This window comes from Nesterenkonia xinjiangensis, assembly GCF_013410745.1.
GTDB classification, from domain to species: Bacteria; Actinomycetota; Actinomycetes; order Actinomycetales; family Micrococcaceae; genus Nesterenkonia; species Nesterenkonia xinjiangensis.
Window position 1 is genome coordinate 1,137,698 of the sequence record NZ_JACCFY010000001.1, and the last position, 23,427, is coordinate 1,161,124.

Consider the following 23,427-nt stretch of genomic DNA (forward strand, 5'->3'; position numbering starts at 1 on the left):
GAGCTTGACGGAACGTCTGTGATCGGGGTTACACTCATTCACGATGCGGAATATCGATGCCATATCCCGAAATAGTTCCGCATTGCGAAAAGCCACGCAGGACGCCGGGCGCAGCGGAGGACTGCCCCGCCATGACCTGGGTGCGGCCGCCACGGGCCGCACCCCGCCCCAGAGAGGCAGAATGAGGTGAGCTCCACCATGAAGAAGGCCACTGGTGACAGCGTGAAGAAACGCCGATCCATCCCCGCCGGCTCAGACCGGCCAGAAGACGAATGGCTCCCGATCAGCAAGCTGCTGACCTTCGGCCTGCAGCATGTGCTGACGATGTACGGCGGCATCATCGCCGTCCCCCTGATCATCGGCAGCGCGGCCGGGCTCCCCGCCGAGCAGACGGCGCTGCTGGTCACCGCCAGCCTCTTCATCGGCGGTCTGGCGACCGTCCTGCAGAGCGTCGGGCTCCCGATGCTCGGCTCGAAGCTGCCGATCGTGCAGGGCGTGTCCTTCGCCGCCGTCGGCACTATGCTGGCGATCCTCACCGGCCCCGGAGGCGACCTGAACACCGTCTTCGGCGCGATCATCGCCGCCAGCGTGATCGGCTTCATCATCGCGCCGTTCTTCGCCCGCATCATCCGGTTCTTCCCACCTGTGGTCACCGGCGTGGTCATCACCGCCATCGGGCTCACCCTCATCCCCGTGGCCGCCAACTGGTCGATGGGAGGCGACGCCGAGACCGACGACTACGGCTCACTCGCCAACATCGGCCTGGCCTTCCTCACCCTGGCCATCATCCTGCTCTTCTCCAAGGTCGGCTCCGCCACGCTGTCCCGCCTCTCGATCCTGCTGGGACTTGTCGTGGGCACCGCAGTGGCGGCCGCGCTGGGAATGGCCGACTTCTCCGACGTCGGCGGCGGCAGCGCCTGGGTGGCCGCGCCCTCGTTCCTGGGCTTCGGAGTCCCGACCTTCGACCTGGCCGCGATCATCTCCATGACGATCGTGATCCTGGTGATCAAGACCGAGACGGCCGCTGACATCATCGCCATCGGCGAGATCATCGACACACCGGTGGACCGTCGCCGCATCGCCAACGGCCTGCGTGCCGACATGCTCTCCTCCGCCGTCGCCCCGCTGTTCGGCTCCTTCACCCAGTCCGCCTTCGCACAGAACGTCGGTCTGGTGGCGCTGACCGGCGTGAAGAGCCGGTTCGTGGTGGCCGGCGGCGGCATCATCATGGTCGCCCTGGGCCTGCTGCCGATCCTCGGGCAGGTGATCGCCGCCATCCCCATGCCGGTCCTCGGCGGAGCCGGCATCGTCCTCTTCGGCACGGTGGCGGGCTCCGGGATCCGCAACCTGAAGAGCGTGTCCTACGAAGGGAACATGAATCTGATCATCGTCTCGGCCTCCCTGGCCTTCGCGATGATCCCTGTGGTGCGCGAGGACTTCTACCACGCCTTCCCCTCCTGGTTCCAGACCATCTTCCACTCGGGCATCTCCTCCGCCGCGATCATGGCTGTGCTCCTGAACCTGCTGTTCAACGAGCTGAAGCTGGGCAACTCGGAGAACCCCTCCGTCTTCGCGGCGAAGCCGATCCGCATCCTGTCCCCCACCGACCTGCGGGACCTCCGAGAGGGCGACGTGTACATCGACGGCCGATTCGTGGACTGCGACGGGGAGGAGATCCCCCTCGTGCCCGAGGACAAGGTCGAGGAGGTCCGAGACGCCATCGACCGAGGCGAGGTCACCGACACCAGTCAGGTGCAGATGATCATCGCCGGCCAGGATCCCCGCCAGGCGGCCGACCCCCGTGAACGGGAGCCCGACGCCGATGCGGAGCCCGGCAGTCCCGCGGAGCCCCAGGCACCGGCCGGCGTCCACAACGGGCAGCCACCGCGCTGACCGCCGTGCCCCGTCGGCACAGTGACAGAGAGGACCCCTGGACGCTTCTGCGGAGGCGTCCAGGGGCCCTCTCTCCTGCTGGAGCGCAGCCGACGTCCTGGACGCACCCCGCGACCCATCCCCACGCGCGGCCGAAACTCCCCGTGGGAATGCGTTCCCCCACCCCTGGGGAGCGGAAGAATCGGCCGAACGTCGCACCCAGCACGCTGCGACGGGCACGTGGGGCCGGGGCAGCGAGGTCGCACCTGACACGTCGCGCACACGACGACGCCGCCACAGTCCGGGACTGTGGCGGCGTCGTCGTGTGCGGTCGGCCCCGCCGATCAGCAGGATCGTCACCGGGGCCTCATCCGGGTCGGCTCAGAGCACGACCTGACGGTTGACGTCCTTGTAGAGCAGGTAGCGGAACGGGCCGGGCCCGCCCGCGTAGCAGGCCTGCGGGCAGAAGGCCCGCAGCGAGAGATAGTCGCCCTCCTGGACCTCGACCCAGTCGGTGTTCAGCCGATACACGGCCTTGCCTTCGAGCACGTAGAGCCCGTGCTCCATCTCGTGGGTCTCGGCGAAGGGGATCGAGGCGCCCGGCTCGAAGGTCACGATGTTGACATGCATGTCATAGGCCAGGTCCTGCGGGTCGAGGATGCGCGTGGTGCGCCACCGCCCGTCGGTGTCCGGCATCGGGCTCGGCTCGATCTCCTGCTCCTGGCCCACCACGGGCCGGGGGGTGTGCCCGGCGAGCGCCTGGTGGCGTTTGCGGATCCAGTGCAGCCGGGCGGCCTCCTCCCCGACGGAGCGGAGCGACCACTGCTCCCCCGCCGGGACGAAGCCGTATCCTCCCGGAGTCAGTCGGTGAGCCTCTCCGGCGATCACCAGCTCCACCTCTCCCTCCATGAGGAAGAGGAATCCTTCGACCTCGGGCTGCGGCTCGGGGGCATCGGATCCGCCGCCGGGGGCGACCTCCAGGATGGTCTGGGAGAAGGTCACCGCCCCGCCGGCCACCGGACGGTGCAGCACCCACGAGCGGGTGTCCCGCCACTCAGGGAGCACTGTGGTGACGATGTCGCGCAGGACTCCCCGCGGGATCACCGTATAGGCCTCGGTGACCATCGCGCGGTCGGTGAGGAGATCGGTCTGCGGCGGGTGGCCGCCGTGCGGCGCGTAGTAGGGGGTCCTGCTGGTCGTCATCGTTCAGCTCCTCTGTGGTCTTCTCGACGTGTCTTCATCATGCACCGGCCGCGGGCCGCTCGGCCCTTCTGGTGGGCCGACCGGCTCGCCTCACGCAGGTCGCCCGGTGCGGGCGAGGCTCGCCAGGCCCACGGCGTCGAGGCCGGTGGCCGCGACGACGTCGTCCGGCGTGACGGCCCCGCAGGTCAGCCCGCGCTGCAGATACCCTGCCAGCGCCTTCGCCGTCGCCGGCTCATCCAGCACGGCACCGGACTCCCCGGCCACATAGTCGCGGATGCGTCGGGCCGCGGCCTCGAATCCCTCCCGATAGAACAGGAAGGTCGCCAGAAAGCGCGTGGGCAGCTGGTGGGGGTGAAGGTCCCAGCCCTGATATATCCCGCGCTGCAGGTGCCGCCGTACGAGCCGACTGTGCAGGTCCCAGGCCGCGAACACGCTCTCGGCCTCGCCCACGGGGAGGATGTTGGTGGACCCGTCCGAGACATGGACTCCGGTCTCGGCGGCGGCCAACAGCATCTGCTGCTTGGCGAAGTCCGCGACCGGATGGTCCATGGACTGGTGCGCCGCGGCGATGCCCAACGAGGCGGAGTAGTCATAGGTCCCGTAGTGCAGGGAGGTCACCCTCCCCTCACCGGCGTGCACGGCCGCGGCCAGCGGGACGGTGCCGTCGGCGCCGAGGATCAGCTGCGGAGTCTCCACCTGGACCTCGAAGCCGATCCGGCCCGGCGGCAGTCCCAGGCCCTCCTCGAGGGCACCGGCCGCCAGCACCATGGCCCGCACCTGGTCCGCCGAGGTCACCTTCGGCAGGGTCAGCACCAGTCCCTCGGGAAGGCCGCCGGCGGCGTGCAGCTCGGTCAGGAACAGGTCCAGGGTGCGCAGCCCTCGACGGCGGGAGTCCGCCTCCAGGCATCGGAACCGGATGCCGATCCAGGCCGGTGCGACCCCGTCGGTCAGCGCCCGGGCCACCTGATGCGCGGACTGCACTGCCCAGGCGTCCTCCTCGGCGTCGTCGCGGAGGCCGAATCCGTCCTCGAAGTCGAGCCGGAGGTCCTCGATCGGCTCGTGCCGCAGCTTGGCAGTGACCACCCCGGCGAGGCCGGCGACGTCGCCGGCCAGCCCGATCCCGACCGTCCCGCCCGCCTGCTGGATGACCCGCTGGGCCAGCTGCTCCATGCCGCCGTGGGCCTCGACGGCGTCCAGGGCCTGGGAGCCCCAGTCTGCTGAAAGCGCGGGGGTCCACGCATCGGCCGGGACGTAGACGGTGTGCACGGGCTGTCGCACACCGCGGTCACCGGGATAGAGCCGCTCGAGAGCCTGGTCCGCGTCCTGCAGGAGCTCGTCGACGGCGCGGTGGAGCTCGGCGCCGAACACGGGGTGTCGGCTCATCGGTGCGCCTCCGCTCCGACGAGCGCCTCAGCAGCCCCGTTCCGGCTCGCGGTCTGCGCAGCGGCGGTCGCGGCGACCGCCTCGGCGACGTTGCTCGCCACTCGGGGGTCGAAGACCGAGGGGATGATGTAGCCCGGATTGAGCTCGTCGTCGCCGAGGGTCCCAGCGATCGCCTCCGCGGCGGCACGCAGCATCTCGTCGGTGATGTCGTGGCACTGTGCGTCGAGCAGGCCGCGGAAGAAACCGGGGAAGGCCAGCACGTTGTTGATCTGGTTGGGGTAGTCGCTGCGTCCTGTCGCGATGACCGCAGCGGTCCGGCCGGCGGCCACCGGGTCGACCTCGGGGTCAGGGTTGGACATGGCGAACACGATCGACTCGTCGGCCATGGCCGCGACGTCGTTCCCGTCGAGCAGGTTCGGCGCGGAGACCCCGATGAAGACGTCGGCGTCGACCACGGCCTCCTTCAGCGTCCCGCTGACCCCGCGCGGGTTGGTGTGCTCGGCGAGCCAGGCACGGTGCGGGTCGGAGTGGGTGCCGGCAGGGCTGAGCACCCCGTCGCGGCCGCAGACGACGACGTCGTGCGCTCCGGCAGCGAGCAGCAGCTTCACGATGGCGTGGCCGGCGGCACCGGCGCCGGAGACCACGATCCGCACCTCCCCCATGTCCTTGTCCACGACCTTCAGGGCGTTGGTCAGCGCCGCCAGAGTGACGATGGCGGTGCCGTGCTGGTCATCGTGGAAGACGGGGATGTCCAGCTCCTCGCGCAGGCGGGCTTCGATCTCGAAGCAGCGCGGAGCGGAGATGTCTTCCAGGTTGATCCCGCCGTAGGCCGGCGCGATGGCCTTGCAGACGGCGATGATCTCCTCGGTGTCCTGGGTGTCGAGCGCGACGGGCCAGGCGTCGACGCCGGCGAACTGCTTGAACAGCACGGCCTTGCCCTCCATGACGGGCATCGCGGCCTCAGGACCGATGTTGCCCAGGCCCAGGACTGCGGAGCCGTCGGTGACGACCGCGACGGTGTTGCGCTTGATGGTGAGCCGCCGGGCGTCCTCGGGGTTCTCGGCGATGGCCTGGCAGACGCGAGCCACTCCGGGGGTGTAGGCACGGGAGAGGTCGTCGCGGTTCTTCAACGTCACCTTGGAGACGGATTCGAGCTTGCCTCCCAGGTGCAGCAGGAAGGTGCGGTCCGAGCTCTTCTGCATCTCCACTCCCTCGAGTGCGGCCAGCGCGCCGCCGATCTCTTCAGCGTGGTCGACCCCCCGGGTGTCGCAGGAGACGTCGACGACGAGCCCTCCGCGGGTCGATTCGATGACGTCCAGAGCCGTCAGGGCAGCGCCCCACTCAGCGACGACGGCGGCGAGATCGGTGGACGCGGTGAAGCTGGCGGGCGTGGAGACGCGGTACGTGATGGAGTACCCGGGGCTGGGGGTTGCCATGGCTCTGCCTTTCGGTCGATATTCCGCAATGCGGACTACTTTGTCTACTATACGAAACTTTGGGCGTCGCGTCGACAGCCTCCCTCTCCCTGTGCCCTCCCGTGCCTGATCAGGCTTGGAGCCGACTACACTCAAGGGCGAGAGGGTCGCAGGCTGATGCTGCGGCCGGAGGAGGACTGACCGCGACATGGAAGGCCCCGAGACCATGACCACCGATCCCGCGGAGGCTCCGGACGCCGTCGAGAAGGACAGCACCGCACGCCGGCCCACCAAGGGTGGCGTCCAGTCCGTGGAGCGCACCTTCGACCTCCTCTCGGTCATCGCGGCCTCCGGAGGGCAGACGACGCTCAGCGAGCTGGCCGTCGCCGTCAACCTGCCGATGCCGACGATCCACCGCCTGCTCAAGACGCTGCTCGGCCTCGGCATCGTCCGCCAGCTCCCCGATCGAGGGTACGCCCTCGGCCCGGGGCTGATCCGCCTGGGCGACCTGGCGAGCCGCCAGCTGGGCGCGGTGGCACGCCCCCATCTGCGCACACTCGTGGACGAGCTCGGCGAGAGCGCCAACGTCGCCACCCTCGACGGCGACATGGTCGTCTACGTGGACCAGGTCCCCTCCCCACACCAGATGCGCATGTTCACTGAGGTCGGACGCCGCGCCCACACCCATGACACCGGCGTGGGCAAGGCCATCCTGGCCACCCTTGAGGCCGACCAGGTGCGCCGGATCGTGACGACGGCAGGGATGCCCGCCCACACCGAGCACAGCATCACCACCCCCGAGGCGCTCGAGGACGAGCTGCACACCATCCGGACTCAGGGCTATTCCGTGGACGAGCAGGAGCAGGAGCTCGGCGTCCGCTGCTTCGCCGTGTCCGTGCCGGAGGCGCCCGCACCGCTGGCCATCTCCGTCTCTGGCCCCACAAGCCGAGTGGACACGGCCTTCGCCGATCGCGCAGTACCCCTGCTGCGCCAGGTCGCCGCACGGATCTCCCGGGAACTGCGCAGCTCCTAGCGGGTGACGACGGCCGGCCGCACACCCGCACAGAGCCGCGGCGAGGCGATGCCCCTGGTTCACCGACCCTTGACTCGACCCACCTCACTGGCGATACTGATATCACTCCGTGGAAGCATTTTTCCGTATTGTGGACTTCCTGGGGGATCACTCAGAGCCGAAGGAGCGTGTCATGGGTGCTCACCGACCGACCGACGACGCACGGCCCCTCCCTCTCCCCTCACCGGCCGCCGAGGACGACGCCGCGTGGGACTTCGAGGGCGGGGACGACCCGGACTTCTTCATCCCGCCTCGACCTCTCGCGGAGACGCCCCTGATCTGCAGGATCCCGGGGCTCGGCAGCAGACTGCCGCAGTGCCGCTGACTCTGGTTCAGGGACACAGAGAAGGGGCCGCCATCCCGTCAGGACGGCGGCCCCTTCGCTGTGAGGCAGCGGCAGAAGCTCACCGGAGCGGCTGCCGCTGTTCAGTGGTGGTGGTGTGGTTCAGGCGTCTCCACCAGTGCTTCCAGTACTGCCCGCATTGACATCAGCAAGGCGATACTTGCGGATCGCGTCCTCAGGGACCCCGGCATCGATCTGGCCCTGCTGGACCAGCATCTGCAGCCCACGAATCACCATGGAATGAGCATCAATCCGGAAATGCCTGCGCGCGGCAGCCCGGGTATCAGAGATCCCGAAATCATCAGCACCTAGCGTGGCGAAGTCATGAGGCAGGAACTGCCGGATCTGGTCCGGGACCTGAGTAGAGAAATCAGTAGTCGCGATGATCGGACCCCGCGCCCCAGCCAGCTGCCGGGCCACAAAGGGCTCCCCAGGCTCACGATCGGGATCCAGCATCGCTGATTCCTGGACCCGCAGAGCCTCACGACGCAGCTCATTCCAAGAGGTCACCGACCACACATCAGCCCCGACACCCCAATCAGTGGCCAAGAGCCGCTGAGCCTCCAACGCCCACGGCACCGCCACCCCCGAGGCCAGCAGCTGAACCACCGGACCCTGATCAGCCGGACCCTCCGGGTCTTGGTTGTTGAGGTGTTCTCCCAGCCCGGCCGATTCCGCAGTGGCCAATCGATAGATGCCCCCGATGACACCTTCAACATCGAGGTCCTCAGGTTCGGGCAGATGAGTGACCGGCTCGTTATAGACCGTGAGGTAATACATCAGGTCATGATCACCGTCATGATCGCCATACATCTCGAAGAGTCCATGTTCGATGATATGAGCGATCTCGTAGCCAAAGGCTGGATCATAATGCTTCACCGCGGGATTGGTCCCGGCCAGGATCGGGGAATGCCCATCCAGATGCTGCAGCCCTTCCCCTGCCAGAGTGGTCCGACCCGCGGTCGCACCGATGATGAATCCTCTGGTCAACTGATCCGCTGCCGCCCAGAACGAGTCCCCAGTGCGCTGGAAGCCGAACATCGAATAGAACACATAGACCGGGATCATCGGCTCCCCATGAGTGGCATAAGAAGTCCCTGCCGCAGTGAACGCCGCAGTAGCACCGGCCTCATTGATCCCGGGATGAAGCATCTGACCCTGGGCAGACTCCTTATAGGCCAGCATCAGCTCACGATCCACTGCCAGATAGTTCTGCCCCTTGGGGTTATAGATCTTCGCGGTGGGGAAGAAGGAATCCATCCCGAAGGTCCTGGACTCATCGGGCACGATCGGCACGATCCGAGCCCCGATGTTCTTATCACGCATCAGATCCTTGAGCAGCCGCACAAAAGCCATCGTGGTCGCAGCCTGCTGCTTGCCCGAGCCCTTCTTAGCCTGGGCATATGCCTTCTCCCCGGGCAGCTCCAGAGTGTTCTTAGCCACCCTGCGTGCCGGCAGAGGCCCACCCAGAGCAGCCCGACGAGCCCGCAGATAGGTGATCTCCTCAGAGTCCTCACCAGGATGGTAATAGGGCACCTGATAGGGATCAGCCTCGATCTGTTCATCACTGATCGGGATCCGCAGGGTATCGCGGAAACGCTTGAGGTCCTCGATGGTCAGCTTCTTCATCTGATGGGTGGCATTACGACCCTCGAAGCTAGGACCCAGCCCATAGCCCTTGACCGTCTGGGCCAGGATCACCGTGGGCTTACCGCTGGTCTGCACTGCGGCCTGATAGGCCGAGTAGACCTTCTGATAATCATGACCACCACGCTTGAGTCCCCAGATGTCATCATCGGAGAGATCAGCGACCATCTCTTTGGTCTTGGCCGAACGCCCGAAGAAATGCTCCCGCACGAAGGACCCAGACTCGGCCTTATAGGTCTGATAGTCCCCATCCAGGGTCTCGTTCATGATCCGGACCAGCTCGCCATCCTCATCAGCGGCCAGCAGATCATCCCATTCCCGACCCCAGAGGACCTTGATCACGTTCCAGCCCGCACCCCGGAAGAAGGCCTCCAGCTCCTGGACGATCTTGCCATTGCCACGCACCGGACCATCGAGGCGCTGCAGATTGCAGTTGATCACGAAATGCAGGTTATCCAGCTTCTCATTGGCCGCGTGCTGCAACAGCCCCCGGGACTCGGGCTCGTCCATCTCGCCATCACCGAGGAAGGCCCACACGTTCTGATCACTGGTGTCTTTGATGCCTCGATGTTCCAGATACCGGTTGAACTGGGCCTGATAGATCGCGTTCATCGGTCCGATGCCCATCGAGACCGTGGGGAACTGCCAGAAATCAGGCATCAGCCGTGGATGCGGATACGAGCTCAGCCCCTCTGGGGCCTTAGAGATCTCTTGACGGAATCCATCCAGCTGCGCCTGACTCAGCCGACCCTCCAGATAGGCCCGGGCATAGTTGCCCGGCGAGGAATGGCCCTGGAAGAAGACCTGGTCCCCACCCCCGGGATGATCCGCGCCCCGGAAGAAATGATTGAACCCGACTTCATAGAGCGTCGCTGCTCCGGCATAGGAGGAGATATGCCCACCCACTGCTACACCATCACGCTGAGCACGATGGACCATCACCGCAGCATTCCAGCGCAGAATCCGGCGGAACCTGCGCTCGATGGCTTCATCACCAGGAAACTCTGGCTCCTGATCCACCGGGATCGTGTTCACATAATCAGTAGTGGTCACCATCGGGACCTCGATGGACTTCGCCCCTGCCCGCTGCAGCAGAGTCCGGATGATGTATTCCGCTCGCTCGGTGCCATGAGCCTGGACCAACTGATCAAAAGACTCCAACCATTCCTGAGTCTCTTCAGGATCACGATCCGGAAGCTGATTGGTCAGACCACTGCGAATATGCGAGATCTCTTCACCAGCGCTCACAAGCACCTCTCTCAAAAATCGAAGGACAACGCCGACACGCTGGAGCCGCAGCGATCAGCTCGGTGCGAGGCCAGTCGCCGGCGTCGCACATGGTGACGGCCCGGAAGGCGCCCACCCAGCACCCTCCGGGCCGTCATCCCGGCGGAGGCAGCACGGTCTCGCCCGCCCCCGTCAGGTTCAGCAGTATCCCGCGATGCCCGCCCAGGCGGACGGCGAGTCCGCCACGTCGTCGCGGGCCACAGTGGCTTCGATGAGGCCATAGGGGCGGTCGGCGGCGTAGAACACCTCGTTCGGGTTCTCCAGGCCGAACCGCTCGAGGTCATAGGCGAAGTGGTGCTTGTTCGGACAGGAGAACCGGATCTCCGCGATCTCCGGCACCTCCGCGAGGACCCGCTCCCCCATCTGGTACAGCGTGTGCTGCAACGCGTAGGAGTAGTGGTCGGTGAAGGTCGAGAGGATGATCTTCTTGACCTTCACGTACGTCGCCTCGAAGTCGACGCCGGTGGTGGTGGAGTATCGCCACCGCGTGGCGATGTCGGTGGCCAGGATCCGATCCTCCGTCTCAGGGAGGGTCGTGTACTGGTCCTTGGGATAGCCCACGAAACCGGACTCGGTGGTCTTCAGGACGGTGAGTCCGTGGAAGCCCGAGAGCAGGTGGTCCTGATCTCCCTCACGCTGGAGGACCGCAGTGCGCACCTCAGGCGCCGAACGGTAGAAGGAGTGGTCGTGGTCCTCGATCCTGGACCAGCCGTACTCCTCGGCCGCCCAGCGCCCCCCGGTGACCCAGTCGAACTCGGAGGTGAAGTGGTCGGCCAGAGCGAGCAGGAACTGCTCCGGCGATCTGATGCCCACCTCCTTGGCCTTGGCGAAGATGGTGTTCTTCTGGGTGTCGGTCGCCACCACATGCCCGTTGTCTCCTCGGGTGTGGGCAGCGTCGAAGTCTCCCCGCAGCTGTGAGGTGACGTTGAGGTCCCTCAGCTCGTGACGGGCCGTGTCCCGATAGACACGCACTACGCGGTTCTCCGCCTTGCCGTACTGGTTGGACGAGAGCCTCACTGCACTCATGGTCGCCTCCTTGTGATCGAGATGCCTGTTCGGCAGCCGCCGGTTCCCGCAGGTCGCCGCCGACTGGCGACACCCGGCGTCCCCGACTCCTGGGTCAGCTGCCGCGGTAGGTGGAATAGGCGAACGGGCTCAGCAGCAGCGGGATGTGATAGTGCTTCTCCCCCGCCTGGACGGTGAAGTCCACCGTCACGACGGGATGGAAGCTCTGCTGCCCCCGTGCTGTGAAATAGTCTCCCGTTCCGAAGGTGACCCGGTAGGCACCGGGCTCCAGGGTCTCTGGTCCGAGGTCCCCGACGCGGCCGTCATCATCGGTGATCCCGGTGGCCAGCTGCTCGCCGTCGGGGGTCAGCAGCTGGATCTCCACGCCGCGGGCGGGGACGCCCGCAGTGGCGTCCAGGACGTGGGCGGTGATATAGCTCATCGGAGGAGTCCTTCCAGTCTCAGGGCGGCGATCTGTTCGAGCTGCTCTCCGGCGATCTCGAGTTCCTCGGCGGAGTCGAGCTGGAGTCGGCGTTCCAGCTCGGCGAGGATCTCTTCGTGGCTGCGCCCCGCGGCGCGGATGAGGAAGACGCGGCCGAAGCGCTGCTCGTAGGCGAGGTTGCCGGCGGCGAGACGCTGCTCGACACTGGCGTCAGCCTCACCCAGTCCGGCCTGCTCACGGCGGGAGAACTCCGCTTCTGCGGATTCGGCCTGGGTGCGTTCGCCGATGCGGGGGTGATCGGCCAAGGCCTGATCGATCTCGCCGGGCGTGAGAGGGTGCGCAGCGTGGTGCGCCGCCTCCACGGCAGCGTCCACGGAGGGGAAGGGCCTAGCCTCGAGCAGGCGCTCGATCCATCGTGCGACGTTGAGGCATGAACGCAGCTGCGCCCTGGCCTGCTCATCGGGCGCCGAGTTGAATTCCGCCAGGGCCACGCTCATCGCCTCCATATTCCACATCGTGGATAGACTATTCCGTCTAGTGCAAGTGTGGCCTGCGCCTCAGGAGAATGTCAAGTGGCGAAGAGAGCGCCCCTTGCCTCCCCCGTGAGTCCACAATCTGGACAGTAGTTTTCGTTACGTGGATACTAAGGGGTACAACGGAATCGGAGACACCGTAGAGCGCAGAGGAGCAGCTCGCATGACGATCACCATCACAGAGCCGTACATGGTTGACGGAGCCACGGAGATCCTCTCCGACGAGGCGCTTGCCTTCGTCGAGGAGCTCCATCGCCGCTTCGTCGGCACCCGGGATGGGCTGCTGGAGGCTCGCCGCACTGCCCAGCGGGATGCCGCGGCATCCGGGCGGCTCGACTTCCTGCCCGACACTCAGGAGATCCGCGACGGCGACTGGACCGTCGCCGAGCACCCCGACTCCCTGCAGGATCGCCGCGTGGAGATCACCGGCCCTCCGGCACCGGCCAAGATGGCCATCAACGCCCTCAACTCCGGCGCGAAGGTCTGGCTCGCCTGCCTGGAGGACGCTCTGTCCCCCACCTGGTTCAACCTGGTGGACGCCCAGAAGAACCTCTACGAGGCGGCGCGCGGCACCCTGCGGTTCACCTCCCCCGAAGGCAAGGAGTACACCCTCCGCGACGACGTGACCCTGCCCACCGTCGTCGTGCGGCCCCGAGGCTGGCATCTGCCTGAGAAGCACCTCCAGATCGACGGCTCCCCTGCCGTGGGGGCGCTGGTGGACTTCGGACTGCACTTCTTCCACAACGCGAAGCTGCTCCACGATCAGGGTGCCGGACCCTACTACTACCTGCCGAAGATCGAGCACCACCAGGAGGCCAAGCTCTGGGACGACGTGTTCAGCTTCGCCGAGGAGCGCCTGGCCCTGCCGCACGGCAGTGTGAGGGCGACCGTGCTGATCGAGACCATCCCGGCGGGGTTCCAGATGGACGAGATCCTCTACGCACTCCGTGATCACGCATCGGGCCTCAACGCCGGCCGCTGGGACTACCTGTTCTCCCTCATCAAGTACTTCCGCGCCTCCGGTCATGAGTTCGTACTGCCGGACCGCGCCGAGGTGGGGATGACCCAGCCGTTCATGCGCGCCTACACCGAGCTGCTGGTCAAGACCTGCCACCGCCGGGGCGCCTTCGCCATGGGTGGCATGGCGGCGTTCATCCCGAACCGCCGCGAGCCCGACGTCACGCAGAAGGCCATCGGCAAGGTCCGTGACGACAAGTCCCGCGAGGCCGGCGATGGCTTCGACGGCTCCTGGGTGGCGCATCCCGACCTGGTGGAGATCTGCCGGGAGGAGTTCGACAAGGTCCTCGGCGACAGGCCCAACCAGGTGGACCGCCAGCGCGACGACGTCCAGGTGAGCCCCGAGGATCTGCTCGCGGTGGAGAAGGCCGAAGGCGATGTCACTGAGGCTGGCGTGCGCATGAACCTCTATGTGGCGGTCTACTACACGGCGATCTGGCTCTCCGGCAACGGGGCGGTGGCGATCCACAACCTCATGGAGGACGCCGCCACCGCGGAGATCTCCCGATCGCAGGTGTGGCAGCAGATCCGCAACAGCACCGTCACCGCAGACACCGGGGTCACCGTGACCGCAGAGCTGGTGGAGCGGCTGCTCGGCGAGGAGGTGGAACGGCTGCGCGGAGAGATCGGTGATGCCGACACCTTCGCCAAGTACTTCGAGCCCGCCGCCGGCGTCGTGCGTGAGCTGGTGCTCGACGCCGACCACTATGAGGACTTCCTCACGACGCCGGCCTACGAACTGCTGGACTGACTCCGTCCGGTCTGCTCAGCGCGCGATCTCACACAGGAGGCGCAGCCCCTCGTCATAGAGGGCTGCGCCTCCTGTCGTGTCCGGCCCCTGGCTCGGAGATTCCTGGGCGGCATGCAGCAGGGTGGCGTTCTGTTCGGCCGCGACAGCACCCAGGGCGAAGCGCATGAGGATATGTGCCCGCTGATCCGCCGACTCCTGTGTCAGGCCGCGCTCCTGGAGGCGGGTGCTCAGCGCGGGCACGGGGGGCAGGTCTGGATCCAGTCCGAAGGCGATGAGCATCAGATCCCCTCCATCCCGGATGGGCAGCACCGCGCGCCGGAAGCTGCGCATCAGGTCTTCGGCGGACGTGCTCTCTGCCGGGGCGGCGAGTGGGGCGAGGATCTCGGCGGCCACTCGAGCCAGAAGCTGCTGCTTATTGGGCACGTGATAGTAGAGCGCGCCAGGCCGCACGTCGAGCTCAGAGGCCAGCCGACGCATCGAGACGTCCTGGAGTCCGTACTCGAGCAGCAGACGCTGAGCGGCCTGGACGATGACGGGGGCTGAGAGCGGCATGGCGGAGTCTCCGGGTCCGGGACGGCTCAGAGGCCGTGATCGCGGAAAAGCTTCTCGTCGGGATCGGTGAGGGACTCTTCCAGCAGCCACCGGTTGGTGCGCAGAGCCTGCAGATTCTTCGCGACGACGGTGTCCCGCGTCTTGGCCACAGCTTCTGCCAACAGCCCGATCTGCTCCTTGAACTCCCCGGCGTGGGTGGGCTTGGCACTGTCCGGAAGCTCCAGGAACAGCTCGAGGGTGCGCGGCAGATGGCGGGTGATGGTCCGGCGCACGGCGTCCTGCTGCTCGGGCAGGCGTTCGAGGGTGGACCATCGGTCCACGATCTCCTCCAGACCCACGACCATCATGCGAAGCTGCCCCTGGGTAGAGGGCGGAAGCTTCGCGGCCCTGCTGCGAATCGTGGACTCCAGCTCTGCCAGGGATTCACGCAGCGAGCTCTGGTCATCGCTCAGGAGGCGGGTGCGCCGCTGCGAGGACTGGGCCATGCCGCTCATGGTCCCGTAGGTGGCGGCGGCTCCTGCTCCCCCGAACACGACACCGGCCAGCACAGCCCAGGCATTGGGCAGCATGATGATCAGAAGCGCGGTGAAGAGCAGGACGAAGACGCTCGCAGAGACGGCCACCTGGGCACGTCGACGGCGGTCCTCTCCCCCAGCCGGCGGGCCGATCATCTCGGAGCCGATGGCTTCCTCCTCCTCGTCGGGGATCGTCCGTGGAGTCCAGCATATCCAGAGACGACAAAGGGGCCCGATCTGGCGATCGAGCCCCTCATCTGGTGGTCGGGGTGACAGGATTTGAACCTGCGACCTCCTCGTCCCGAACGAGGCGCGCTACCAAGCTGCGCCACACCCCGGTGCTCTGCGACAAGCCGACACGCGACTTTCACAGGAGACCATACTAGCCAAGACGCCCACCACCTGCCAAAACGGCATAGTGAAGCTGCCAGGACTGGACACAGCTGACGCCCGTCACGTCGGCGCCATTGCCGTCGTGCGGGCGTCAGCTCTGTGAAGTGGTGTCCGGCGGTGACCTACTCTCCCACACACTCCCGTGTGCAGTACCATCGGCGCTGTGGGTCTTAGCTTCCGGGTTCGGGATGGGACCGGGCGTTTCCCCCACGCTATGACCGCCGTAACTCTCTCAACCCAACCACACACCACCACAAGCATGGCGTATGACGGGTAAACCTGTTACGAAACACTGTTCAATTCTCACCACCCACCCACACCACAACAAACATCGTCCATGTGGGGGGGGTAGGGCTTATTGGTCAGGGACCGCCTAGTGGACGCGAGCACGCTAGTGTTCTCAAATGATTCTTGCAGAGCACCCATACCAGACACACGAAGCATGCGTATCAAGTATGTAGGTGGTGTAAGTGGTCGGCTTATTAGTACCGGTCAGCTTCACACGTCTTTAGTCCGTGCTTCCACATCCGGCCTATCAACCCAGTAGTCTAGCTGGGAGCCTTCACACCTCAAGGGTGATGGAGATCTTATCTTGAAGCCGGCTTCCCGCTTAGATGCTTTCAGCGGTTATCCATCCCGAACGTAGCTAATCAGCGGTGCACTTGGCAGTACAACTGACACACCAGAGGTTCGTCCGTCCCGGTCCTCTCGTACTAAGGACAGACCTTCTCAAATCTCCAACGCGCGCAGCGGATAGGGACCGAACTGTCTCACGACGTTCTAAACCCAGCTCGCGTACCGCTTTAATGGGCGAACAGCCCAACCCTTGGGACCAACTCCAGCCCCAGGATGCGACGAGCCGACATCGAGGTGCCAAACCATGCCGTCGATATGGACTCTTGGGCAGGATCAGCCTGTTATCCCCGAGGTACCTTTTATCCGTTGAGCGACGGCCCTTCCACACGGTGCCGCCGGATCACTAGTCCCAACTTTCGTTCCTGCTCGAGATGCCTCTCTCACAGTCAAGCTCCCTTGTGCACTTACACTCGACACCTGATTGCCAACCAGGCTGAGGGAACCTTTGGGCGCCTCCGTTACTCTTTGGGAGGCAACCGCCCCAGTTAAACTACCCACCAGGCACTGTCCCTGGACCCGATCAGGGCCCGAAGTTAGATGCCTAACAACACCAGAGTGGTATTTCAACGATGACTCCACGATCACTAGCGTGACCGCTTCACAGTCTCCCACCTATCCTACACAAGTGATGTCAAACACCAATACCAAGCTATAGTAAAGGTCTCGGGGTCTTTCCGTCCTGCTGCGCGTAACGAGCATCTTTACTCGTAATGCAATTTCGCCGAGTTCACGGTTGAGACAGCGGGGAAGTCGTTACTCCATTCGTGCAGGTCGGAACTTACCCGACAAGGAATTTCGCTACCTTAGGATGGTTATAGTTACCACCGCCGTTTACTGGGGCTTAAATTCTCCGCTTCGACCCCAAAGGGTCTAACAGGTCCTCTTAACCTTCCAGCACCGGGCAGGAGTCAGTCCGTATACATCGTCTTACGACTTCGCACGGACCTGTGTTTTTAGTAAACAGTCGCTTCCCCCTGGTCTCTGCGGCCCCAACCCGCCTCCCCGCAGCAAGTGCGGTTCACGAGTGAGGCCCCCCTTCTCCCGAAGTTACGGGGGCATTTTGCCGAGTTCCTTAACCGTGATTCTCTCGATCGCCTTGGTATTCTCTACCTGACCACCTGTGTCGGTTTGGGGTACGGGCGGCTAGAACCTCGCGTCGATGCTTTTCTCGGCAGCATAGGATCACCGGATCCCCACCCAAATGGTGGGGCCCATCAAATCTCACCCTTCACGGCCCCCGGATTTACCTAGGAACCAGGCTACATTCTTAGACCTAGACAACCATCGCTAGGCCCGGCTACCTTCCTGCGTCACACCTGTTAATACGCTTGGCTCCCCGGTTCAGGTCCCACGCTCCCCATACACGCAGACTCAAAGAGCCTGTCCAGTATGGTTCGGGTGGTTAGTATCACCAGTTCACCATGGGCGGTTCTTCGCCGGTACGGGAATATCAACCCGTTGTCCATCGACTACGCCTGTCGGCCTCGCCTTAGGTCCCGACTAACCCAGGGCAGATTAGCTTGACCCTGGAACCCTTGGTCATTCGGCGGACACGTTTCTCACGTGTCTTTCGCTACTCATGCCTGCATTCTCACTCGAACACGCTCCACCACAGGCTTCCGCCGCAGCTTCACCGCTGTGTTCGACGCTCCCCTACCCAACCCTCACCACAAGGATGAGAATTGCCACGGTTTCGGCGGTGTGCTTGAGCCCCGCTACATTGTCGGCGCGGAATCACTTGACCAGTGAGCTATTACGCACTCTTTCAAGGATGGCTGCTTCTAAGCCAACCTCCTGGTTGTCTAAGCAACTCCACATCCTTTCCCACTTAGCACACGCTTAGGGGCCTTAACCGGTGGTCTGGGCTGTTTCCCTCTCGACCATGAAGCTTATCCCCCACAGTCTCACTGCTGCGCTCTCACTTACCGGTATTCGGAGTTTAGCTGACGTCAGTAACCTTGTAGGGCCCATCGGCCATCCAGTAGCTCTACCTCCGGCAAGAAACACGCAACGCTGCACCTAAATGCATTTCGGGGAGAACCAGCTATAACAGAGTTTGATTGGCCTTTCACCCCTACCCACAGCTCATCCCCCCAGTTTTCAACCTAGGTGGGTTCGGTCCTCCACGCGCTCTTACACGCGCTTCAACCTGGCCATGGGTAGATCACTCCGCTTCGGGTCTAGACCCAGCGACTCAAACGCCCTATTCAGACTCGCTTTCGCTACGGCTGCCCCACACGGGTTAACCTCGCCACTGAGCACTAACTCGCAGGCTCATTCTTCAAAAGGCACGCCATCACACACCCAAAGGCATGCTCTGACGGCTTGTAGGCACATGGTTTCAGGTACTATTTCACTCCCCTCCCGGGGTACTTTTCACCATTCCCTCACGGTACTGATTCACTATCGGTCAGCAGGGAGTATTCAGGCTTACCAGGTGGTCCTGGCTGATTCACACAAGATTCCTCGAGCCTCGTGCTACTCGGGATACACTCACAGGCCGGCGGAACGCATTACGACTACGGGACTCACACCCTCTCCGGTCACGCACTCAACACGTGTTCGTCTATACGCCCGCACCTCAACCCCCAGGACTGGTAGACCCTGGACGGAATGTCCCACAACCCCGCGCACGCAACCCCTACCAGGTATCACACGCACACGGTTTAGCCCCATCCGCTTTCGCTCGCCACTACTCACGGAATCACTCTTGTTTTCTCTTCCTGTCGGTACTGAGATGTTTCACTTCCCGACGTTCCCTCCAACCGGTCTATACATTCAACCGGCGGTCACACACCATAACAGCATGCGGGGTTTCCCCATTCGGAAATCCTGGCTTCAACGCTCGGTTATCAGCTCCACCAGGCTTATCGCAGATTCCCACGTCCTTCATCGGCTCCTGCTGCCAAGGCATCCACCATGCGCCCTTTAACACTTACACCCACCAACACCCTACAAAAGGCATTGGCAGACAAAATACTCTACCAAGGACAACACAACACGCCACCACTCACAACGAGCGATGACCATGCGATGCTTGACCACGTTTCACATTAAGAAACAAAGATGCTCGCGTCCACTATGCAGTTCCCAAACAACAAACCCCACCACCATCACCACACACCCGCAGAGCACAAGAGGCTCCGAAGAGCCCCTGTGACCACGTTGCGCATGCGGCTACCTGCAGCCAGGGCAACAGATCCAGAAACACCAGACCCCAACCGATCACCAACCAGCGACCGATAACGAGGGCCTGTTGTCCCAGGACCCAACAGTGTGCCAAGCACCATAACCACCAGAACCAGTCCCGACGTTCCCACAACCACCCTCCCCCCTCACGGAGGAAAAGCTTCATGCGTACTTATCAGGACCGACACAGCGACCATGATGACTGAATGTTGATATTCCACCCTTGAGCAAACCACCAGCTGAACGACTGCCAGCATCAGATGGCGGACCCGAACTCGGGTCCAGCTCCTTAGAAAGGAGGTGATCCAGCCGCACCTTCCGGTACGGCTACCTTGTTACGACTTAGTCCCAATCGCCAGTCCCACCTTCGACCACTCCCCCCGGTAAACCGGTTGGGCCGTGGGCTTCGGGTGTTACCAACTTTCGTGACTTGACGGGCGGTGTGTACAAGGCCCGGGAACGTATTCACCGCAGCGTTGCTGATCTGCGATTACTAGCGACTCCAACTTCACGAAGTCGAGTTGCAGACTTCGATCCGAACTGAGACCGGCTTTTAGGGATTAGCTCCACCTCACAGTATCGCAACCCATTGTACCGGCCATTGTAGCATGCGTGAAGCCCAAGACATAAGGGGCATGATGATTTGACGTCGTCCCCACCTTCCTCCGAGTTGACCCCGGCAGTCTCCCATGAGTCCCCACCATCACGTGCTGGCAACATAGGATAGGGGTTGCGCTCGTTGCGGGACTTAACCCAACATCTCACGACACGAGCTGACGACAACCATGCACCACCTGTGAACCAGCCCCGAAGGGAAACTACATCTCTGCAGCGATCCGGTCCATGTCAAGCCTTGGTAAGGTTCTTCGCGTTGCATCGAATTAATCCGCATGCTCCGCCGCTTGTGCGGGCCCCCGTCAATTCCTTTGAGTTTTAGCCTTGCGGCCGTACTCCCCAGGCGGGGCACTTAATGCGTTAGCTACGGCGCGGAAAACGTGGAATGTCCCCCACACCTAGTGCCCAACGTTTACGGCATGGACTACCAGGGTATCTAATCCTGTTCGCTCCCCATGCTTTCGCTCCTCAGCGTCAGTAACAGCCCAGAGACCTGCCTTCGCCATCGGTGTTCCTCCTGATATCTGCGCATTTCACCGCTACACCAGGAATTCCAGTCTCCCCTACTGCACTCTAGCCTGCCCGTACCCACTGCACACCCGGGGTTAAGCCCCGGGCTTTCACAGCAGACGCGACAAGCCGCCTACGAGCTCTTTACGCCCAATAATTCCGGATAACGCTCGCGCCCTACGTATTACCGCGGCTGCTGGCACGTAGTTAGCCGGCGCTTCTTCTGCAGGTACCGTCACAATAAAGCTTCTTCCCTGCTGAAAGCGGTTTACAACCCGAAGGCCGTCATCCCGCACGCGGCGTCGCTGCATCAGGCTTGCGCCCATTGTGCAATATTCCCCACTGCTGCCTCCCGTAGGAGTCTGGGCCGTGTCTCAGTCCCAGTGTGGCCGGTCACCCTCTCAGGCCGGCTACCCGTCATCGCCACGGTGGGCTTCTACCCCACCGTCTAGCTGATAGGCCGCGAGTCCATCCAAGACCGATAAAATCTTTCCACCAGCACCCCATGCGGGGACTGGTCGCATCCGGTATTAGACCCAGTTTCCCAGGCTTATCCCAGAGTCAAGGGCAGGTTACTCACGTGATACTCACCCGTTCGCCACTAATCCACCCGTGCAAGCACGGGCTTCATCGTTCGACTTGCATGTGTTAAGCACGCCGCCAGCGTTCATCCTGAGCCAGGATCAAACTCTCCATCAAAAAATGAGAAGAAACCAGAACACACACCGCACCAGTCCCCAAGACACTGATGGACGATCATGCCGGAAAAACACGATCACCACAGCATCCCTCACAGGAACCAGCCAGGCATGCGATCCAGATAAAACGATCCTTAGCTGATACGTGACACCACCACGGGGGTGGCAGCATCACGCCAACCAAATAATCAATACTTTGGTATCAACAAACTTGGCACACTATTGAGTTCTCAAACAACAGGCGCTCCCGGCACCACCGGAAGAAAACCACTTACCTAGAATATCATATCATATTCTGTGTTCTTAGTTTTCGTTTCCGGATCGCTCCGAAGCAACTTTTCCATCCTAGAACATTTCGTTTCCGGCTGTCAAACCCGGTCCCGATCCATCCTCTGGACGGCAACTTCTCTATCTTACCTGGCCGATCCTGCCTTGTCAAAACCACTCTGTGCGAGCTATTCGATCCAGCAGCATGACCTCAAGGACTTCGAAGTCTGCGCCTGGCCTCTCGGCTGTGCCGGTCACCCTGGCGCGGAATGAAACTCTAGCACCATCTCTGAGCGAATGTAAACTTCGCGTGAAGTCGGCCTCGGATCCTTCTCCTGACTGGGATCCAGGCGGTTCGAGCCCTTTGTCCTCGGGCTCTGTCCCATGTCTCTGCGCTCACATCTTGACGATGGCCTTCGGCCCTCAGAAGGACCGGCCAGCACTCAACTTCACCGGAGACGATTCCCTCGCGCCCACCTCACCCCTCAAGGGTGACCACGTATTAGGACTCAGCCTGCAGAAGCATCGAAGGTCGGAAGACCCACTGTCCCTGCCAGCGAGAGAAGAGCTCGAGCGCCTCCGCGAGCATGGCCGCACGGAAGAACACCGAATCGATCGCGGTGACATCGGCGTCGCTCTGCCGGTACCCCTCCAGGAACACCTCGGAGACGTCCTCGTACCACTGCCCCAAGTTCACCGGGCCGGCCTCGGAAGTCTTCCCTGCGGCGGGGTCCTCACTGGCCACCTCCATGACCAGATTCGCGAAGGACATCAACATGGTGACCACATCGCGAAGCGGCAGAGCATGATCGGACATCCCACCGTCCTCGTTGAAGATCCAGCGCTCCTCGTCACCTCCGGCCTGATGCGCATGTGCCAGGCCCAGCCCACCATGGACGCGCTGCAGCATCATCGGTTCGTCGACCTCGCGCAGCTGAGACCGCATCACGTCGATGACCTCACTCATGTCCGTGCGCTCGTCATCGTCGAACTCCTCGCGCACCTGCTCCCACTGCTCACCGAGCGCGGCCTTGGCGTTGCCGGACATCTCCCTGAGCTGATCGCGGGTCTGCGGGTGCGCGCCGAAGGCACCGGCGAGATCCGCATGGAATGTTCCCAGAGCAAGGCCCATCTGGCGGGCCAGACGTTTGAAGGTCTTCCCCTCGGTCATCGCCCTCTTCGCCAGGCTTCTGCCGTCGGGCGCCTGTCCGGTCGCATCACGGATGATCGCCAGGTCCCCGGTGATCCAGGTCTCCTCGCCGCCGTCTGCCAGAGCTGCCGCCCGGTCCTCCCAGGAACAGCTGACGATCCCCAGCACCTGCGAGATCGACGTCGCGTGGGCATCGGTCAGGGTCAGGGCGGTGTCCAGCTCCACGCCCCGTTCCGCGTGCGGCCGCCGCTGGAACTCGACCACCACACGCTGATCCAGGCGTGCGTCCTCGGCCACACCCTCCGGAGTGATCATAGTTCGCGTGACGGGGCGCAGCTTCGACTCGCTCGCGGTCCGCCGGAGCTGCACCGTGAAAGGTGCCCACTGGTCGAAGCCGCCGTAGGCCTCCCCGCGCGACCGACCGTTGCGACTGCCCTGGCGCCGTCGTGCCATCTCCAGCCAGGCCGCGAGGAATGCACGGTCCCGGGCGCCGTCGTAGAGCCAGACCTCATCACCGTGGGCCGCGGTCAGGCGTCCGATGAAGGCGTTCTTGCCCGCCAGCGCGGACGGGCGACTGCGGACAGCCACCGGCACCGCGACCCGGTCACGATGCCTCTCCCGGCGGCTGGCGACGTGGTCCACGTCGAAGATGTGCATCTCGAGGAAGAGCTGGGGGTCGGAATCCCCCGCAGGAGTGGGAAGGCGAAGTCCACCGACACGAGTCAGGCTGCGACGGCCGCGACGAGCCGGGAACCAGGGCTGATGGACCAACCAGCTCTCCATGACCTCCAGAAAGCCAGGCTGTTCCTCGCCGCGCACTCGCGTCATCCACGCCTCCTCCGCCACTGATCCGACTGCCGCTCTGCGTCTTCTCCGACGGTACCGCAGGACGCCGGCGATCCGGCGCTGATCCGACCCATCAGCCGTGAATC

General features: G+C 63.8%; 14 protein-coding genes, 1 tRNA gene and 3 rRNA genes. 4 read left to right on the plus strand and 14 right to left on the minus strand.

The genetic code is table 11. The annotated features are described in order from the left end of the window. Nucleotides 1–198: 198 nt before the first annotated feature. Complete coding sequence (locus tag HNR09_RS05330; RefSeq protein WP_179541100.1) at nucleotides 199–1,893, plus strand: nucleobase:cation symporter-2 family protein; 1,695 nt, start codon at nucleotides 199–201, stop codon at nucleotides 1,891–1,893. A 360-nt stretch (nucleotides 1,894–2,253) separates the two neighbouring features. Here HNR09_RS05330 and HNR09_RS05335 read toward each other — a convergent pair whose 3' ends face one another. The 3 genes from HNR09_RS05335 to HNR09_RS05345 all read right to left on the minus strand — a co-directional run bounded on the left by HNR09_RS05335 (nucleotide 2,254) and on the right by HNR09_RS05345 (nucleotide 5,894). Continuing rightward, nucleotides 2,254–3,075, minus strand: a complete 822-nt coding sequence (locus HNR09_RS05335; protein ID WP_179541101.1) for a bifunctional allantoicase/(S)-ureidoglycine aminohydrolase — start codon at nucleotides 3,073–3,075, stop codon at nucleotides 2,254–2,256. Nucleotides 3,076–3,165: 90 nt separating this feature from the next. Beyond that, the gene (locus tag HNR09_RS05340; protein ID WP_179541102.1) at nucleotides 3,166–4,458 is read right to left on the minus strand and encodes a DUF6986 family protein; all 1,293 of its coding nucleotides are present in this window, start codon (nucleotides 4,456–4,458) and stop codon (nucleotides 3,166–3,168) included. Beyond that, the gene (locus HNR09_RS05345; protein ID WP_179541103.1) at nucleotides 4,455–5,894 is read right to left on the minus strand and encodes an NAD-dependent malic enzyme; all 1,440 of its coding nucleotides are present in this window, start codon (nucleotides 5,892–5,894) and stop codon (nucleotides 4,455–4,457) included. Before HNR09_RS05345 ends, HNR09_RS05340 begins: the two co-directional genes overlap by 4 nt. Nucleotides 5,895–6,081: 187 nt before the next feature. Here HNR09_RS05345 and HNR09_RS05350 point away from each other — a divergent pair, with 187 nt between their 5' ends. Then, complete coding sequence (locus tag HNR09_RS05350; RefSeq protein ID WP_246348731.1) at nucleotides 6,082–6,906, plus strand: IclR family transcriptional regulator; 825 nt, start codon at nucleotides 6,082–6,084, stop codon at nucleotides 6,904–6,906. A 172-nt stretch (nucleotides 6,907–7,078) separates the two neighbouring features. Continuing rightward, nucleotides 7,079–7,270, plus strand: coding sequence for a hypothetical protein (locus HNR09_RS05355; RefSeq protein WP_179541104.1), 192 nt, complete (start codon nucleotides 7,079–7,081; stop codon nucleotides 7,268–7,270). A 120-nt stretch (nucleotides 7,271–7,390) separates the two neighbouring features. Here the strand turns inward: HNR09_RS05355 and aceE are convergent, their stop codons facing one another. The 4 genes from aceE to uraD form a co-directional block, all read right to left on the minus strand. Next, nucleotides 7,391–10,183, minus strand: coding sequence for a pyruvate dehydrogenase (acetyl-transferring), homodimeric type (aceE, locus tag HNR09_RS05360; protein ID WP_179541105.1), 2,793 nt, complete (start codon nucleotides 10,181–10,183; stop codon nucleotides 7,391–7,393). 177 nt (nucleotides 10,184–10,360) lie between these two features. Further along, nucleotides 10,361–11,248 (minus strand): factor-independent urate hydroxylase, encoded by an 888-nt coding sequence (gene pucL, locus HNR09_RS05365; protein WP_179541106.1) that lies wholly within the window; start codon nucleotides 11,246–11,248, stop codon nucleotides 10,361–10,363. 94 nt (nucleotides 11,249–11,342) lie between these two features. Continuing rightward, on the minus strand, nucleotides 11,343–11,669 hold the full coding sequence (gene uraH, locus HNR09_RS05370) for a hydroxyisourate hydrolase (protein WP_179541107.1): 327 nt from the start codon (nucleotides 11,667–11,669) through the stop codon (nucleotides 11,343–11,345). Then, nucleotides 11,666–12,175: a 2-oxo-4-hydroxy-4-carboxy-5-ureidoimidazoline decarboxylase gene (uraD, locus tag HNR09_RS05375; RefSeq protein WP_246348732.1), complete on the minus strand. Its 510-nt coding sequence runs from the start codon at nucleotides 12,173–12,175 to the stop codon at nucleotides 11,666–11,668. The genes uraH and uraD overlap by 4 nt, the downstream gene beginning before the upstream one ends. Nucleotides 12,176–12,365: 190 nt before the next feature. On the opposite strand from uraD, the gene aceB reads away from it, so the two are divergent. Then, nucleotides 12,366–13,970 carry a malate synthase A gene (aceB, locus tag HNR09_RS05380; protein WP_179541108.1) on the plus strand — a complete coding sequence of 535 codons (1,605 nt, stop codon included), beginning with the start codon at nucleotides 12,366–12,368 and terminating at the stop codon, nucleotides 13,968–13,970. A gap of 15 nt (nucleotides 13,971–13,985) precedes the next feature. On the opposite strand, the gene HNR09_RS05385 is transcribed toward aceB, so the two are convergent. From HNR09_RS05385 to HNR09_RS05415, 7 genes are all read right to left on the minus strand, one after another. After that, nucleotides 13,986–14,522 carry a TetR family transcriptional regulator gene (locus tag HNR09_RS05385; protein ID WP_179541109.1) on the minus strand — a complete coding sequence of 179 codons (537 nt, stop codon included), beginning with the start codon at nucleotides 14,520–14,522 and terminating at the stop codon, nucleotides 13,986–13,988. A 26-nt stretch (nucleotides 14,523–14,548) separates the two neighbouring features. After that, complete coding sequence (locus tag HNR09_RS05390) at nucleotides 14,549–15,193, minus strand: hypothetical protein (protein WP_179541110.1); 645 nt, start codon at nucleotides 15,191–15,193, stop codon at nucleotides 14,549–14,551. 105 nt (nucleotides 15,194–15,298) lie between these two features. Beyond that, nucleotides 15,299–15,375, minus strand: a tRNA-Pro gene (locus HNR09_RS05395). A 164-nt stretch (nucleotides 15,376–15,539) separates the two neighbouring features. Beyond that, nucleotides 15,540–15,656, minus strand: a 5S ribosomal RNA gene (gene rrf / locus HNR09_RS05400). Nucleotides 15,657–15,892: 236 nt separating this feature from the next. Further along, a 23S ribosomal RNA gene (locus HNR09_RS05405) occupies nucleotides 15,893–19,007 on the minus strand. Nucleotides 19,008–19,548: 541 nt separating this feature from the next. Continuing rightward, a 16S ribosomal RNA gene (locus HNR09_RS05410) occupies nucleotides 19,549–21,079 on the minus strand. The 16S, 23S and 5S rRNA genes sit together here with 1 tRNA gene alongside, the layout of an rRNA operon. A 768-nt stretch (nucleotides 21,080–21,847) precedes the next feature. Next, nucleotides 21,848–23,323 (minus strand): maltokinase N-terminal cap-like domain-containing protein, encoded by a 1,476-nt coding sequence (locus HNR09_RS05415; RefSeq protein WP_179541111.1) that lies wholly within the window; start codon nucleotides 23,321–23,323, stop codon nucleotides 21,848–21,850. Nucleotides 23,324–23,427 lie beyond the last annotated feature (104 nt).